Below are 639 nucleotides of genomic sequence, written 5' to 3'. Positions count from 1 at the left end.
TCGAAGCGACCATTTCGACTGCCACCGGTGGCAACTTCGAGAACCTGGTGCCGAGCACTGTTCCGGCCGTCACCAACGTGACCGACACCATCGACACCACCACGGTGAAACTGACCGCGACCGAGTCCGCCGCTGAAGGTGGCACCGTCACTTACACCGCGACCGTCGGCGCGCCAGTGACTGGCTCGCCTGTGGTCGTAACCCTTGCCAACGGTCAGAACATCACCATTGAGGTGGGTAAAACCACTGGCACCGTGACTACCACTGCGCCGAACGATGCGTTGACCGGCCACGCGCCGCTGACCAACGCGATCACCGGTGTCACTGGCGGCAACTACGAAAACCTCGTGGCGGATAAAACGCCGGTTTCGACCAATGTCACCGACACCGTCGACACCACCAACCTGTCGCTCAGCGCGACCGGTACCGTGGCCGAAGGCGGCTCGATCGTTTACACCGCAACCTTGACCAACGCCGCTGGTTCGCCAGTGACCGTGACCCTGTCCAACGGCGCGGTGATCACTATCGAAGCCGGTAAGACCACCGGCACCGTGACCGTTCCGGCCCCTGCCGATGACGTGTACAAAGATGCGGGCAAAGTCGAAGCGACCATTTCCACCGCTACCGGTGGCAACTTCG

The 639-nt window shown here is 62.1% G+C and carries 1 protein-coding gene; it reads left to right on the top strand.

Features of this window, described 5'->3' with window-relative positions:
- Positions 1 to 639, top strand: a 639-nt coding sequence (locus PseAD21_RS29345; RefSeq protein WP_178082188.1) for an immunoglobulin-like domain-containing protein, incomplete at both ends; no start/stop codon positions are given.

This window comes from Pseudomonas sp. AD21 (genome assembly GCF_002878485.1).
GTDB lineage: Bacteria > Pseudomonadota > Gammaproteobacteria > Pseudomonadales > Pseudomonadaceae > Aquipseudomonas.
The sequence above is the reverse complement of the archived record's forward strand: the minus strand, read 5'-3'. Positions and strand labels throughout refer to the sequence as shown.